The following is a 13258-nucleotide window of genomic DNA, read 5'->3' on the forward strand; positions in this document are numbered from 1 at the left end:
CATGTCGGTCGCCCATGCCCTCGAGGCCGATCTGCTGCGCCGGCAGGATCCCGCGCTCGCCGAGATCCTGCTCGGGGAGCTGGACCGGCAGTCGACCACGCTTCAGCTGAACGCCGCCGAGAACTTCGCCTCGCGGGCCGTGCTGGCCGCCCTCGGCTCACCGCTGGCCAACAAGTACGCGGAGGGCTATCCGGGCTCCCGCTACCACGGCGGCTGCGAGATCGTCGATGTCGCCGAGGGGCTCGCCGTCCGCCGGGCCCAGGAGCTCTTCGGCGCCGAGCACGCCAACGTCCAGTGCCACTCGGGCAGTTCGGCCGTCCTGGCCGCGTACGCCGCCCTGCTGCGCCCCGGCGACACGGTCCTCGCCCTCGGCCTGCGCCACGGCGGCCACCTCACGCACGGCTCGCCCGCCAACTTCTCCGGCCGCTGGTTCGACTTCGTCGGCTACGGCGTCGACGAGGAGACCGGTCTGATGGCCTACGACCAGGTGCGCACCCTGGCCCGCGCGCATCGCCCCAAGGCGATCGTGTGCGGCTCGATCGCCTACCCGCGCCACCTCGACTACGCCTACTTCCGTGAGGTCGCCGACGAGGTCGGCGCCTACCTCATCGCGGACGCCGCGCACCCCATCGGGCTCGTCGCCGGGGGAGCGGCGCCCAGTCCGGTGCCGTACGCCGATGTGGTGTGCGCCACCACGCACAAGGTGCTGCGCGGGCCGCGCGGCGGCATGATCCTGTGCGGAGCGGAGCTCGCCGAACGCGTCGACCGGGCCGTCTTCCCCTTCACCCAGGGCGGCGCCCAGATGCACAGCATCGCCGCCAAGGCGGTCGCCTTCGGCGAGGCGGCGACACCGGCCTTCCAGGCGTACGCCCATCAGGTGGTCGCCAACGCCCGGTACCTGGCCGCCGCGCTCGCCGCCGAGGGGCTCGTCGTCACCACCGGCGGCACGGACACCCACCTCATCACCGCGGACCCGGCCCCGCTCGGCGTGGACGGCCGTGCCGCCCGTGGCCGGCTGGCGGCCGCCGGGATGATCGTCGACTGCTGCGCGCTGCCGCACGACGCCCGCGGCCTGCGGCTGGGCACCGCCGCCGTCACCACGCAGGGGATGAGCGAGGGTGAGATGGCTCGCATCGCCAAGCTGCTCGCCGAGGTGCTGCGGGACCAGGCCGACAGCAGGACGGTACGGGAGGAAGTGCGGGATCTCGCCGGGGGATTTCCGCCGTATCCGCGCTGAGGCGGGGTAGCCGGAAGCCCGGTGCACAGCAACCCGTGCAACCATCGTCGCTACCCGGAAGTCCCCAACCATATGCGTCCCTCGCTAGGGTGTGGGGCTGAGATGGCCAGCGAGATCTGTGGGGAAGCCCGTGCGTGAATACCTGCTGACGCTCTGCATCACGGCCGCGGTGACGTACCTGCTGACCGGGCCGGTGCGGAAGTTCGCGATCGTGGCCGGAGCGATGCCGGAGATCCGGGCACGTGACGTGCACCGGGAGCCCACTCCGCGGCTCGGCGGGATCGCGATGTTCTTCGGCCTGTGCGCGGGCCTGCTGGTCGCGGACCATCTCACCAACCTCAGCGACGTCTTCGAGAAGTCCAACGAGCCACGTGCCCTGCTCTCCGGGGCGGCGCTGATCTGGCTCATCGGTGTGCTGGACGACAAGTTCGAGATCGACGCCCTGATCAAGCTGGGCGGCCAGATGATCGCCGCCGGCGTCATGGTGATGCAGGGCCTGACGATCCTGTGGCTGCCGGTCCCGGGTGTCGGCACGGTCGCGCTGACCCAGTGGCAGGGCACTCTGCTGACGGTGGCGCTGGTCGTCATCACCATCAACGCGGTCAACTTCGTCGACGGGCTGGACGGCCTGGCGGCGGGCATGGTGTGCATCGCCTCGGCCGCGTTCTTCATGTACGCCTACCGGATCTGGTACTCGTACGGCATCGAGGCCGCCGCCCCGGCCACCCTCTTCGCCTCGGTGCTGATGGGCATGTGCCTGGGCTTCCTGCCGCACAACATGCACCCGGCCCGCATCTTCATGGGCGACTCGGGCTCGATGCTCATCGGCCTGGTGCTGGCGGCGGGCGCGATCTCGGTGACCGGGCAGGTCGACCCGGACGTGATGAAGCTGTTCTCCGGCTCCGAGCGCAACGCGGTGCACCAGATGGTGCCCGTCTACATCCCGCTGCTGATGCCGCTCACCATCATCGCGATCCCGGCCGCGGACCTGATCCTCGCGATCGTGCGCCGCACCTGGCGCGGGCAGTCGCCGTTCGCCGCGGACCGGGGGCACCTGCACCACCGGCTGCTGGAGATCGGCCACTCGCACAGCCGGGCCGTGCTGATCATGTACTTCTGGTCGGCGCTGATCGCCTTCGGCGCCCTCGGCTACTCGGTGAACTCCGCGTCCATGTGGATCGTGCTGGGCGTCGTGCTGCTCAGCGCGCTCGGTCTGATCCTGCTGCTGCTGCCCCGCTTCACCCCGCGGGCGCCGCTGTGGGCCGAGCACTTCGTACCGCCGCGCTACCGCCGCCGGGCCGTGCTGCCGCCCGCTTCGGAGGTGCCGGTGGAGGCCCCGGCCGAGGAGCGGAACGAGGACGAGGACGAGCGCACGCCGGTCGCCGTGGGGGTCTCCGGTGTCAACGGAGCGACCGCCGTCGGTCCCCGCTCACGCTTCACAAGGTAAGAATCTGACTAAGGCATTGCCTGGCCGTGGGGGAACGAAGGCCCCATTACCAGACATGTCGGCTCGGTTTCTGCACAGACGCGCACCATCACTCTCATGTGTGACAGTGCGCACACCCCCAGGTAAAGACCTCATCAAATAGTTTGTGATACGGTTCACGAGAACCCCCCGGACAGAGCCGCCGGACCGTGGTGCGACGGTCCACCGGCATGAGGTTCTCTCTCAGCCCGGGACTACGCTCGTCCATGACGACACCCTGCCCCCCTGTGAAAGCGGAGTTGCCGCCATGCCGTCCAATGACGCCCGGAACCTTCTGCAGACAGCTGTGCCTTCGGCCGCTGTCGGTGCGGTCACGGTCGCGGTCAGCGGTGTGGTCGCCGGCGGCAAGGGGGCGCTCGGTGCCGGCGTCGGCGCTCTGCTCGCCATCCTCTTCATGGGGATCGGCCTGTTCGTCCTGCAGTGGACGGCGAAGACGCTCCCCCAGCTGTTCCAGGCCATGGGGATGATGCTCTACGTCGCCCAGCTCCTGCTGCTCCTGATCTTCGTCGCCCTCTTCAAGGACACCTCTCTCTTCAATCCGAAGACGTTCGCCATCGGTCTCGTCATCGCGACCGTGGTGTGGATGGCCGCGCAGGCCCGTGCGCACATGAAGGCCAAGATCTTCTACGTCGATCCGGATGCCGTGAAGAGCGAGAAGCCCGAGAAGACAGGGCCGTCGTCGTGAGGGGTAGGGGCGGGATAAGGGCCAGTGAGATCTCCTGCTATCGTCCGGTGCCAACTGCGGCATCGCGGGCGCGGGCATCCGAGCTGACGCCTGCTCGATCGCGAGGCTTGATGTCCCCCAGCCGCCCCCACATCCGTAACACCTGTCCGGTGCCGACCCGCGGCCCTGTGCCGCGCCGACACAACGAGGTTGCCGTACCCATGCGTCACGCCGAAGGAGCCCGTGGTGAGTGCTGACCAGACCCAGCTCGCCTTTGACTGGAGTTGTCGGATCATGTCCGACAACGGGTGTGGCTTTCCGGCTCCGGGCCTGCACTCGTTTCTCTTCCAGCCGATCACCACGGTGGGAGGGTTCGAGTTCAACAAGGTGATGCTGCTCGCGCTCATCACCACCGTGCTCGTGATCGGCTTCTTCTGGGCGGCCTTCGGCAAGGCGAAGGTGGTGCCGGGCAAGCTCCAGATGATCGGCGAGGCCGGCTACGACTTCGTACGCCGCGGCATCGTCTACGAGACCCTTGGCAAGCGTGAGGGCGAGAAGTGGGTCCCGCTCATGGTCTCGCTCTTCTTCTTCATCTGGATCATGAACATCTGGTCGGTGATCCCGCTGGCCCAGTTCCCGGTGTCGTCGATCATCGCGTACCCGATGGTGCTGGCCGCGATCGTCTACCTCACCTGGGTCGGACTGACCTTCAAGCGCCACGGGTTCGTCGGCTTCTTCAAGAACGTGACCGGCTACGACAAGTCGCTCGGTCCGGTGCTGCCGCTCGTCATGATCATCGAGTTCTTCTCGAACCTGCTGGTCCGCCCGTTCACGCACGCCGTGCGACTGTTCGCCAACATGTTCGCCGGTCACCTGATGCTGGTCATGTTCACCGTGGCCTCCTGGTACCTGCTGAACAGCTGGCTGATCCCGGCGGCGGGCGTCTCGTTCATCATGACGATGGCCATGATCCTCTTCGAGCTTTTCGTGCAGGCCGTCCAGGCGTACGTCTTCGTGCTGCTGGCCTGCTCGTACATCCAGGGCGCTCTCGCCGAGCACCACTGAGCCCCTAAGCCCGCAAGCCCCCCAGAACGTCCGGTGGCCAACCCCCGCCGGTCCATGAAAGAGAAGGAAGATTCAGCATGGCTGCCACTGAGACCCTCGCCGCTGTCTCCGGTTCGCTCGGCTCCATCGGCTACGGCCTCGCCGCCATCGGCCCCGGCATCGGCGTCGGCATCATCTTCGGCAACGGCACCCAGGCGCTGGCCCGTCAGCCCGAGGCCGCCGGCCTGATCCGTGCCAACCAGATCCTGGGCTTCGCCTTCTGTGAGGCGCTCGCCCTCATCGGCATCGTTATGCCGTTCGTGTTCGGTGTGTAAGTAGCCCACGCTTACCGACACGATTCGACGAAAGGCACTGATGTGATCGCCAACCTGGTGCAGCTGGCGGCCGAGGAGGAGCAGAACCCGCTCGTCCCGCCGGGTCCCGAGCTGCTCGTCGGCACCATCGCCTTCGCCATCGTCTTCTTCATCTTCTGGAAGAAGCTGCTTCCGAACATCAACAAGGTTCTGGAGGAGCGCCGCGCGGCGATCGAAGGCGGTATTGAAGAGGCCGAGACCATGAAGGTCGAGGCCCAGAGCGTCCTTGAGCAGTACAAGGCCCAGCTCGCCGAGGCCCGGCACGAGGCCGCGCGACTGCGCCAGGAGGCTCAGGAGCAGGGTGCCGCGCTCATCGCCGAGATGCGCGCGGAAGGCCAGCGGCAGCGCGAGGAGATCGTCACCGCCGGTCACTCCCAGATCGAGGCCGACCGCAAGGCCGCCTCGTCCGCGCTCCGTCAGGACGTCGGCAAGCTGGCCACCGAGCTGGCCGGCAAGCTGGTCGGTGAGTCCCTCGAGGACCACGCCCGGCAGAGCCGCGTGATCGACCGCTTCCTCGACGAGCTCGAGGAGAAGGCCGAGGCGTCTCGATGAACGGAGCGAGCCGCGAGGCCCTGGCTGCCGCACGTGAGCGTCTCGACGCGCTGACGGACGCCACGTCCGTGGACGCGGCGCGGCTCGCCGACGAGCTGGCCGCGGTGACCGCGCTGCTCGACCGCGAGGTCAGCTTGCGTCGGGTCCTCACCGACCCGGCGCAGGCCGGTGAGAGCAAGGCCGAGCTGGTCCAGCGCCTGCTCGGCTCCCAGGTCGGCGGCGAGACCGCGGACTTGGTCTCCGGCATGGTGCGCTCCCGCTGGTCGCAGTCCCGCGACCTGGTGGACGCGCTGGAGGAGCTGGCGAACACCGCGGACCTCACCGCGGCCCAGCAGGACGGCACGCTCGACAGCGTCGAGGACGAGCTGTTCCGGTTCGGCCGGATCGTCGCCTCCAGCACCGAGCTGCGCGCCGCGCTGACCGACCGCAAGGCCACCACCGCTGCCAAGAGCGAGCTGCTGCGCAGCCTGCTCGGCGGACGGGCGGCCCCGGCCACCGAGCGTCTGGTGACGCGCCTTGTGACCGCGCCGCGGGGACGTAGCCTGGAAGCGGGACTGGAGTCCCTGTCCAAGCTCGCCGCCGAGCGGCGTGACCGCATGGTGGCCGTCGTCACCTCGGCGGTGCCGCTGAGCGACGGGCAGAAGCAGCGCCTCGGCGCCGCTCTCGCCAAGCTCTACGGCCGCCGGATGCACCTCAACCTCGACCTGGACCCCGAGGTCCTCGGCGGGATCCGGGTGCAGGTCGGTGACGAGATCATCAACGGCTCCCTGGCGGACCGCATCGCGGACGCCGAGCGCCGGCTGGCGAGCTAGCCGCAACTGAACACGCAAGACGTAATTACGGCCCGGTTGGGCCGTGCAGAGGATTCACCTCTCTTAGGGGGGAGTCCCCATCCCCCCAAAGTGAAACTTCGGGCCCAACAAGGAGAGCAGGGAACCCAGATGGCGGAGCTCACGATCCGGCCGGAGGAGATCCGGGACGCACTGGAGACCTTCGTCCAGTCGTACAAGCCGGACGCGGCCTCGCGCGAGGAGGTCGGTACGGTCACCCTTGCCGGCGACGGCATCGCGAAGGTCGAGGGTCTGCCCTCGGCCATGGCCAACGAACTGCTGAAGTTCGAGGACGGCACCCTCGGCCTCGCCCTCAACCTCGAGGAGCGCGAGATCGGTGCCATCGTCCTCGGTGAGTTCAGCGGCATCGAGGAGGGGCAGCCGGTCACCCGCACCGGCGAGGTCCTCTCCGTAGCGGTCGGCGAGGGCTACCTCGGCCGCGTGGTCGACCCCCTCGGCGCCCCGATCGACGGCCTCGGCGAGATCGAGACCTCGGGTCGTCGCGCCCTCGAGCTGCAGGCCCCCACGGTCATGCAGCGCAAGTCGGTGCACGAGCCGATGGAGACCGGCTACAAGGCCGTCGACGCGATGACCCCGATCGGCCGTGGTCAGCGTCAGCTGATCATCGGTGACCGCCAGACCGGCAAGACCGCCCTGGCCGTCGACACGATCATCAACCAGCGTGACAACTGGCGTACCGGCGACCCGAACAAGCAGGTCCGCTGCATCTACGTCGCCATCGGTCAGAAGGGCTCCACCATCGCGTCGGTCCGCCGCGCGCTGGAGGAGAACGGCGCGCTGGAGTACACGACCATCGTCGCCGCCCCGGCGTCCGACCCGGCCGGCTTCAAGTACCTGGCGCCGTACACCGGTTCGGCCATCGGCCAGCAGTGGATGTACGAGGGCAAGCACGTCCTCATCATCTTCGACGACCTGTCGAAGCAGGCCGACGCCTACCGTGCCGTCTCCCTGCTGCTGCGCCGCCCGCCGGGCCGTGAGGCCTACCCGGGTGACGTCTTCTACCTGCACTCCCGCCTGCTGGAGCGCTGCGCGAAGCTCTCCGACGAGATGGGTGCCGGCTCGATGACCGGTCTGCCGATCGTCGAGACCAAGGCCAACGACGTCTCGGCGTTCATCCCGACCAACGTCATCTCCATCACCGACGGCCAGTGCTTCCTGGAGTCGGACCTGTTCAACGCCGGTCAGCGCCCCGCGCTGAACGTCGGTATCTCCGTCTCCCGAGTCGGTGGTTCCGCGCAGCACAAGGCGATGAAGCAGGTCTCCGGCCGTCTGCGCGTGGACCTGGCCCAGTTCCGCGAGCTGGAGGCGTTCGCCGCCTTCGGTTCCGACCTGGACGCCGCGTCGAAGTCGCAGCTGGAGCGCGGTCAGCGGATGGTCGAGCTGCTGAAGCAGGCTCAGTACCAGCCGATGTCCACCGAGGACCAGGTCGTCTCCGTCTGGGCCGGCACCACCGGCAAGATGGACGAGGTTCCGGTCTCCGACATCCGCCGCTTCGAGAGGGAGCTCCTGGAGTACCTGCACCGCAAGGAGCAGGGCCTCATGACCTCCATCAAGGAGGGCGGCAAGATGTCGGACGACACCCTCACGGCCGTCGCCGACGCCATCGCCGAGTTCAAGAAGCAGTTCGAGACCTCGGACGGCAAGCTGCTCGGCGAGGACGCTCCGTCCACCGCCAAGTGACGTAAGGAAGGGACCTGACTCATGGGAGCCCAGCTCCGGGTCTACAAGCGTCGCATCCGATCCGTCACCGCGACCAAGAAGATCACCAAGGCGATGGAGATGATCGCCGCCTCGCGCGTCGTCAAGGCGCAGCGCAAGGTGGCGGCCTCCACGCCGTACGCGCAGGAACTGACCCGCGCGGTCACGGCGGTCGGCACCGGGTCGAACACCAAGCACCCGCTGACCACCCAGGCCGAGACGGTCACGCGGTCCGCGGTGCTGCTGCTGACCAGCGACCGGGGTCTGGCCGGTGCGTTCAACTCCAACGCCATCAAGGCGGCGGAGCAGCTCACCGAGCGGCTGGAGCGCGAGGGCAAGCAGGTCGACACGTACATCGTCGGCCGGCGCGGTGTCGCGCACTACAACTTCCGTGAGCGCAGGATCGCGGAGTCGTGGAGCGGCTTCACCGACGAGCCCTCGTACGCGGACGCCAAGAAGGTCGCGGCTCCGCTCATCGAGGCCATCGAGAAGGAGACGGCGGAAGGCGGCGTGGACGAGCTCCACATCGTCTTCACCGAGTTCGTCTCGATGATGACGCAGAACGCGCAGGACGCGCGGCTGCTGCCGCTCAGCCTCGAAGAGGTGGCGGCGGAGGCCAAGCCCAAGGGCGAGATCCTCCCGCTGTACGACTTCGAGCCGTCGGCGGAGGACGTCCTGGACGCCCTGCTTCCGCGGTACGTCGAGAGCCGGATCTACAACGCGCTGCTCCAGTCGGCCGCTTCCAAGCACGCCGCCACCCGGCGCGCGATGAAGTCGGCCACCGACAACGCGGGTGAGCTGATCAACACGCTCTCCCGTCTTGCCAACGCGGCCCGCCAGGCCGAAATCACCCAGGAAATCAGCGAGATCGTCGGTGGCGCGAGCGCCCTGGCCGACGCGAACGCGGGGAGTGACAACTAATGACCACCACTGTTGAGCCGACCGCTGCGTCGGGCGTGGCCACCGGCCGCGTCGCGCGGGTCATCGGCCCGGTCGTCGACGTGGAGTTCCCCGTCGACGCGATGCCGGACATCTACAACGCGCTGCACGTCGAGGTGGCCGACCCGGCCAACGCCGGCGAGAAGAAGACGCTGACCCTGGAGGTCGCCCAGCACCTGGGTGACGGCCTGGTCCGCACCATCTCCATGCAGCCCACCGACGGTCTGGTCCGCCAGGCCTCGGTCACCGACACCGGCACGGGCATCACCGTCCCGGTCGGCGACTTCACCAAGGGCAAGGTGTTCAACACCCTCGGCGAGGTGCTGAACGTCGACGAGTCCTACGACGGTGAGCGCTGGTCCATCCACCGCAAGGCCCCGCGCTTCGACGAGCTCGAGTCGAAGACCGAGATGTTCGAGACCGGCGTCAAGGTCATCGACCTTCTCACCCCGTACGTCAAGGGTGGAAAGATCGGTCTGTTCGGTGGTGCCGGCGTCGGCAAGACGGTGCTCATCCAGGAGATGATCTACCGCGTCGCCAACAACCACGACGGTGTCTCCGTGTTCGCCGGTGTCGGTGAGCGCACCCGTGAGGGCAACGACCTCATCGAGGAGATGTCGGAGTCGGGCGTCATCGACAAGACCGCGCTGGTCTTCGGTCAGATGGACGAGCCGCCGGGCACCCGTCTGCGTGTGGCCCTCGCGGGTCTGACCATGGCGGAGTACTTCCGCGATGTGCAGAAGCAGGACGTGCTGTTCTTCATCGACAACATCTTCCGCTTCACGCAGGCCGGTTCCGAGGTGTCGACCCTGCTCGGCCGTATGCCCTCCGCGGTGGGCTACCAGCCGAACCTGGCCGACGAGATGGGTCTCCTCCAGGAGCGCATCACCTCGACCCGTGGTCACTCGATCACCTCGATGCAGGCGATCTACGTCCCCGCGGACGACCTGACCGACCCGGCCCCGGCCACCACCTTCGCCCACCTCGACGCGACGACGGTGCTGTCCCGTCCGATCTCGGAGAAGGGCATCTACCCGGCCGTGGACCCGCTGGACTCCACGTCCCGCATCCTGGACCCGCGGTACATCGCGCAGGACCACTACGACGCCGCCATGCGCGTCAAGAACATCCTGCAGAAGTACAAGGACCTCCAGGACATCATCGCGATCCTCGGTATCGACGAGCTCGGCGAGGAGGACAAGCTCGTCGTCCACCGTGCCCGTCGCGTGGAGCGCTTCCTGTCCCAGAACACCCACGTGGCCAAGCAGTTCACCGGTGTGGACGGCTCGGACGTGCCGCTGGACGAGTCGATCGCGGCGTTCAACGCGATCTGCGACGGCGAGTACGACCACTTCCCCGAGCAGGCATTCTTCATGTGCGGTGGTATCGAGGACCTGAAGAAGAACGCGAAGGAGCTGGGCGTCTCCTGACCCGGGCACTTGTGCTCGTGTCGTGAGGGGGCGGGGTCGTCCCGCCCCCTCTGTCACGCCCATTAGACTTGTAACCAACACCCGGCACATCCCGCCGGGTGGTGACCCGAGGAGCCACCCTTGGCTGCTGAGCTGCACGTCGCGCTGGTCGCTGCCGACCGCCAGGTCTGGTCCGGCGAGGCCACCCTGGTCGTCGCGCGCACCACGTCCGGCGACATCGGCGTCATGCCCGGTCACCAGCCGCTGCTCGGTGTGCTGGAGTCGGGCCCGGTGACCATCCGTACGAGTGATGGCGGAACGGTCGTCGCCGCGGTGCACGGCGGTTTCGTCTCGTTCGCGGACAACAAGCTGTCGCTGCTGGCGGAGGTCGCGGAGCTCGCCGACGAGATCGATGTCAAGCGCGTCGAGCAGGACCTGGAGCGTGCGAAGGCGGAGGACGACGCCGAGGCCAAGCGCCGCGCCGACGTCCGGCTTCGCGCGGCGACGGCGGCGCGTTGATCCAGCCCGCCCTGCGATGACGTCACTCAGCCGCGGTCGGCACCGGAGCAATCCGGAGCTGACCGCGGCTGAGGCGGATAAGGGTGTTTTTCACGTTCCGTTACTGAGGAGACGAGGAGGTCGGTGCCGATGGTCCTCGCTCTGACTGTGTGCGGAATTGTCGTGGCCCTGGTGGTGCTGGGACTGTTCGTCTTCGGCCTGCGCCGCAGGCTCATCCAGCGTTCCGGCGGCACCTTCGACTGCAGCCTGCGCTGGGACGTCCCCGAGAAACCCGACACCGGTGGCAAAGGCTGGGCCTACGGCGTGGCCCGCTACAACGGCGACCGCGTGGAGTGGTTCCGCGTGTTCTCCTACGCCCCGCGCCCCCGCCGTGTCCTGGAGCGTTCCGCGATCGAGGTGGCCGGGCGCCGTCTTCCCGAGGGCGAGGAGGAGCTGGCGCTGCTCTCCGACTCGGTGATCCTCGCCTGTCTGCACCGGGGCACGCGGCTCGAGCTCGCCATGAGCGAAGACGCGCTGACCGGGTTTCTCGCGTGGCTCGAGGCAGCCCCGCCCGGTCAGCGGGTGAATGTGGCGTAGCCACATTCACCCGCTGGATGGGGGTCCCCCCGGACGAAGTCTGGGGGAGCGTCAATGTCGCCTAGTACTTACCTGGCTCGGGCTACTTCAGCCCGTTGCTGATGGCGGTCGCCAGTTCACCGTTGCTGGTGTCGCCGCTGAACTCCCAGAAGAACGCGCCGCCCAGGCCCTGGTTCTTGGCCCAGGTCATCTTGCCGGCGATGGTCGACGGGGTGTCGTAGGACCACCAGTTGTTGCCGCAGTGCGCGTACGCCGTGCCGGCGATCGTGCCGGTGGACGGGCAGGAGTTCTTGAGCACCTTGTAGTCCTCGATGCCGGCCTCGTAGGTGCCGGGCGCCGCGCCGGTCGCCGAGCCGCCGGGGGCGGACTGGGTGACGCCGGTCCAGCCGCGGCCGTAGAAGCCGATGCCGAGCAGCAGCTTGGCGGAGGGGACGCCCTTCGCCTTCAGCTTGGCGATCGCGTCGGCGGAGTTGAAGCCGGCCGCCGGGATACCGGGGTACGAGGTGAGCGGCGAGTGCGGAGCGGTCGGGCCGTCCGCGTCGAAGGCGCCGAAGTAGTCGTACGTCATCACGTTGTACCAGTCGAGGTACTGGGCGGCGCCGCCGTAGTCGGCCGCGTCGATCTTGCCGCCGTTCGAGCCGTCGGCGGTGATGGCCGCGGTGACCAGGTAGTTCGAGCCGAACTCGGTGCGCAGCGCGGACATCAGGGTCCTGAACGCCGCCGGGCCGGAGGTGTCGCAGGTCAGGCCGCAGGCGTTCGGGTACTCCCAGTCGATGTCGATGCCGTCGAAGACGTCGGCCCAGCGCGGGTCCTCCACGACGGCCTTGCAGGACTTGGCGAACGCGGCCGCGTTCTGCGCCGCCTGGCCGAAGCCGCCGGAGTAGGTCCAGCCGCCGAAGGAGTACAGCACCTTGATGTGCGGGTACTTGGCCTTCAGCTGGCGCAGCTGGTTGAAGTTGCCGCGCAGCGGCTGGTCCCAGGTGTCGGCGGTGCCGCTGACGGACTGGTCGGCGGTGTAGGCCTTGTCGTATGCGGCGAAGGTGTCGTCGACGGTGCACTGACCGTTCTTGACGTTGCCGAACGCGTAGTTGATGTGCGTGATCTTCGAGGCGGAGCCGGAGGTCACCAGGTTCTTGACGTGGTAGTTGCGGCCGTAGACGCCCCACTCGGTGAAGTAGCCGAGGTTGATCTTCGTGCCGGGCTGCGGGTCGGTGCCGCCGCCGGTGGTGCGCACCGCGCGGGCGCCGGAGACCGGGCCGGTCTGGTCGGCGGTGTCCCGGGCCTGGACGGTGTACGAGTAGTCGGTGCCGGCGGTCAGGCCGGTGTCCGTCCAGCTGGTGCCGGTGACGGTGGCGACCTTGCTGCCGCCGCGCAGGACGTCGTAGTTCTTGATGCCCTTGTCGTCGGTGGCGGCGCTCCAGGACAGCTTCACCGAGGTGTTGGTGATGTCGGAGGCCGAGGGGGTGCCGGGCGCGGAGGGCGGGTTGTCGCCGGGGACCGAGCCGCCGTCGCAGCTGCCGCCGTTGAGCTTGCAGTTGGCGGGGGCGCCGGAGCCGGAGCCGTTGAAGCCGAAGGAGACGGAGGCGCCGGGGGCGAGGGTGCCGTTCCAGGCCTTGTTCTTGGCGGTCCAGTGGGTGCCGGACGAGGTGAAGTCGGCGTCCCAGCCGGAGGTGACCGAGGTGCCGGAGGGGAAGTCCCACTCCACGGTCCAGGAGTTGATGGTGGTGGTACCGGTGTTCTTGACGGTCCACTTGCCCTCGAAGCCGGAGCCCCAGTCCTGGGTCTTGGCGTAGGTGGCGGTGGCTTCGGTGGCCGCCTGGGCGGGGGCGGCGAGACCGACCAGGCCGGCGAACGGGAGCAGCAGGGTCGCGAATCCGGCCGCGGCTCTGTGTCTGAAGCGCATGCTGCG

Annotated in this window: 13 protein-coding genes; 12 read left to right on the forward strand and 1 reads right to left on the reverse strand. The window is 68.3% G+C overall.

Annotated elements, in window-relative coordinates:
- Position 1 precedes the first annotated feature (1 nt).
- The 12 genes from glyA (at position 2) to ACIP2X_RS17215 (ending at position 11349) form a co-directional block, all read left to right on the forward strand.
- The gene (gene glyA / locus ACIP2X_RS17160; RefSeq protein WP_401673372.1) at positions 2-1237 is read left to right on the forward strand and encodes a serine hydroxymethyltransferase; all 1236 of its coding nucleotides are present in this window, start codon (positions 2-4) and stop codon (positions 1235-1237) included.
- A 130-nt stretch (positions 1238-1367) separates the two neighbouring features.
- The gene (locus ACIP2X_RS17165) at positions 1368-2684 is read left to right on the forward strand and encodes an MraY family glycosyltransferase (protein ID WP_401673374.1); all 1317 of its coding nucleotides are present in this window, start codon (positions 1368-1370) and stop codon (positions 2682-2684) included.
- 286 nt (positions 2685-2970) lie between these two features.
- Positions 2971-3408: a hypothetical protein gene (locus ACIP2X_RS17170; RefSeq protein ID WP_401673377.1), complete on the forward strand. Its 438-nt coding sequence runs from the start codon at positions 2971-2973 to the stop codon at positions 3406-3408.
- Between the two features lie 273 nt (positions 3409-3681).
- Positions 3682-4452, forward strand: a complete 771-nt coding sequence (gene atpB / locus ACIP2X_RS17175) for a F0F1 ATP synthase subunit A (protein WP_401674483.1) — start codon at positions 3682-3684, stop codon at positions 4450-4452.
- A gap of 77 nt (positions 4453-4529) precedes the next feature.
- Positions 4530-4766: an ATP synthase F0 subunit C gene (gene atpE / locus ACIP2X_RS17180; RefSeq protein WP_189701479.1), complete on the forward strand. Its 237-nt coding sequence runs from the start codon at positions 4530-4532 to the stop codon at positions 4764-4766.
- A gap of 42 nt (positions 4767-4808) precedes the next feature.
- The gene (locus ACIP2X_RS17185; protein ID WP_401673379.1) at positions 4809-5357 is read left to right on the forward strand and encodes a F0F1 ATP synthase subunit B; all 549 of its coding nucleotides are present in this window, start codon (positions 4809-4811) and stop codon (positions 5355-5357) included.
- Positions 5354-6169 (forward strand): F0F1 ATP synthase subunit delta, encoded by an 816-nt coding sequence (locus tag ACIP2X_RS17190; protein ID WP_401673381.1) that lies wholly within the window; start codon positions 5354-5356, stop codon positions 6167-6169. The genes ACIP2X_RS17185 and ACIP2X_RS17190 overlap by 4 nt, the downstream gene beginning before the upstream one ends.
- Positions 6170-6298: 129 nt before the next feature.
- Entirely contained in the window at positions 6299-7888 is a 1590-nt protein-coding gene (gene atpA, locus ACIP2X_RS17195) for a F0F1 ATP synthase subunit alpha (protein ID WP_401673383.1), read from the forward strand.
- A gap of 21 nt (positions 7889-7909) precedes the next feature.
- Positions 7910-8827: a F0F1 ATP synthase subunit gamma gene (locus ACIP2X_RS17200; RefSeq protein ID WP_401673385.1), complete on the forward strand. Its 918-nt coding sequence runs from the start codon at positions 7910-7912 to the stop codon at positions 8825-8827.
- Positions 8827-10275: a F0F1 ATP synthase subunit beta gene (atpD, locus tag ACIP2X_RS17205; protein WP_401673387.1), complete on the forward strand. Its 1449-nt coding sequence runs from the start codon at positions 8827-8829 to the stop codon at positions 10273-10275. Before ACIP2X_RS17200 ends, atpD begins: the two co-directional genes overlap by 1 nt.
- Before the next feature lie 120 nt (positions 10276-10395).
- Positions 10396-10773 (forward strand): F0F1 ATP synthase subunit epsilon, encoded by a 378-nt coding sequence (locus tag ACIP2X_RS17210; protein WP_401673389.1) that lies wholly within the window; start codon positions 10396-10398, stop codon positions 10771-10773.
- 129 nt (positions 10774-10902) lie between these two features.
- The gene (locus tag ACIP2X_RS17215; protein ID WP_189701486.1) at positions 10903-11349 is read left to right on the forward strand and encodes a DUF2550 domain-containing protein; all 447 of its coding nucleotides are present in this window, start codon (positions 10903-10905) and stop codon (positions 11347-11349) included.
- 82 nt (positions 11350-11431) lie between these two features.
- Here the strand turns inward: ACIP2X_RS17215 and ACIP2X_RS17220 are convergent, their stop codons facing one another.
- Positions 11432-13252 (reverse strand): glycosyl hydrolase family 18 protein, encoded by a 1821-nt coding sequence (locus ACIP2X_RS17220; protein ID WP_401673391.1) that lies wholly within the window; start codon positions 13250-13252, stop codon positions 11432-11434.
- Positions 13253-13258: the final 6 nt, after the last annotated feature.

It is taken from the genome of Streptomyces sp. NPDC089424, from assembly GCF_044749345.1.
GTDB lineage: Bacteria > Actinomycetota > Actinomycetes > Streptomycetales > Streptomycetaceae > Streptomyces.